Annotated in this window: 1 protein-coding gene; it reads right to left on the bottom strand. The window is 43.8% G+C overall.

Going from position 1 to position 2,140, the window contains the following annotated elements:
* Positions 1-1,446 (bottom strand): group II intron reverse transcriptase/maturase (gene ltrA / locus QUA58_RS31165; RefSeq protein ID WP_333397988.1); only part of this gene is annotated, 1,446 nt, incomplete at its 3' end.
* Between the last annotated feature and the right edge of the window lie 694 nt (positions 1,447-2,140).

Raw genomic sequence — 2,140 nt, 5'->3', positions numbered from 1 at the left:
TACATAGCGCTTTATTTCAGTGGAGCTATGTTGTATTAGCCTTAGAGGATTGTTACCCTCTCCGGTTGCGAACACCCAGTTATTGCCTTCTACGGTTTTGAAGTATTTACGGCGTATCCACCCTTTGCCTTTGTTCCTATGACGATGACGACCCCACTTCAGAAGCTTCCAAACCACTAAGTGCCACAACTTTGAAAATATTTTTTGACTGACGACTGTTGAGAAGTAGTTGCACCAACCCCGTATGATAGGAGTGAGATTCTTAATTAAAGTCGCTTGGTTTGACCCACGCGATTTATTTATTACTTCAGCAACTTTTCTGTAGTGCTTTTTCTGACTTTCTTTACTGGGGGTGATAATAGTCTTAAATCCGAGGATTTTACCCTTTACTTTGCCTGAATTGTGTTTCCCAACAGGGAATTGCCTGACGTTGAATCCTAGGAAGTTGAATCCAGGTTGTTCATCATCTAACTTGTTCAGGGTGTGAGCTAATCTTGTCTTACTCGGCTTTAGTTCTAACCCAATGCCACTCAACCACTTCTCTATCTCTACTTGACACAGCTTTACAACTTCTAAATCCTCATGAAGGACTACAAAATCGTCCGCATATCTTATCAATGAAATCGATTTGAGTTTGTCTCGCAATCCAAGATTATAACCACGATAGTCTTTCATCTCGAATTTTGGGGCTAAACCCATAATCAATTCCTCAATCCCATGTAAGGCGACATTGGCAAGTAGAGGTGAAATTACCCCGCCTTGTGGTGTACCTTCATCAGTTGGGAACAGCTCGTTTCCATCCATAACACCAGCTTTTAACCAAGCTCGGATTTGTCTCCGTAGGGTAGGATAAGTATTCAATTTTTTGAGAAGTACATCGTGATTAATACGGTCGAAGCATTTACTGATATCGGCATCCAACACATACTTGGATTTTTTATTAACCGCACAGAATATTGCTCCTATCGCATCGTGGCATGAGCGTCCAGGTCTGAACCCGTATGAGTTAGGTTCAAATCGCGCTTCCCATTCTGGTTCTAACACCAGTTTGACTAACGCTTGCAAAGCTCGGTCTTCCATTGTCGGTATACCTAAAGGTCTTTCCTCATCTGTCCCTGGTTTGGGTATCCAAACTCGGCGTGTTGGCTTAACCTTTGAACCCAATGATATTTTATTTATCAAGGCGAAACGTTGCTTTGGGGTCAGCGATTTAACGCCATCCACACCTGCCGTCTTCTTACCGCGATTATCCTGAGTTACCCGACGAACCGAAGCGGCTTTTGCTGCCCAAGAACTTATCAACAGTTTCTGGAGTCTGCGTACTAGCTTGACATCACCACGATTAGACGCTTGATATATCCGCTTTTGCAATTTAAAAACGTTACGCTCTAGCTTTCGCCAGTTGATATCGTTCCATTCATACATCGGTTTTTCTGCCGTGTTCATAACATATTCATTGCTACTTGTAGCTATATCATCCGTATTACCGTGAGTCCGTTAGCATATCCTCATCATTACAATGAGGCGTTGGCTTTTGACTCAATCTCTACCACCTGTTACCTGGAAATCCAGATGTTTCGTCTTAGCTGACTGCTCGAAGTATTCGACCTCTCCGAGAGTAATCAGGTGGTTTACTTCGTTCCTCATAACCATTGGTTTGTTCCGTTAGGATGTCACCTCTTCACCGAGTTTTTTGGGTAACGTAGGTATGCCGATACAAATTCGCATACCACCCTGTACTAATGCCCTTTTTGGGACTACCAGCGCATGAAGCCTTATTTCGCTGGTTCGGCTTAACGGTGATTCAGGCAGTGACTTCACTTTCGTTATCCATAGAAACTTGCTTACGGGATACCACTTTAGGCTAGTAGCTCTTTCCGCTTTTATCCCCGCTTCACCGATTGAGGGCTAGTCGCTACAGTGGGGGATATGCTTTCACCTCTACGTTTGAGGGGCAGGGCTTGACGTTTTCTAGGATACTGACGCTCACCTGCAAGGTTATGAAGTTGTCATCTACAAGGGATTAAAGTGCGAACTCAATCCTGATGGATTACCCTGTAGAAGCCAGTCATCCCCCGATTTCTCGGTTTCGACTGAACGAATCGCACTTGTAAGATCCGTTAACATCCGCATTGATTAA

The sequence above is a fragment of the Microcoleus sp. N9_A1 genome (genome assembly GCF_036701795.1).
In the GTDB taxonomy this organism is placed as follows: domain Bacteria; phylum Cyanobacteriota; class Cyanobacteriia; order Cyanobacteriales; family Microcoleaceae; genus Microcoleus.
The sequence above is the reverse complement of the archived record's forward strand: the minus strand, read 5'-3'. Positions and strand labels throughout refer to the sequence as shown.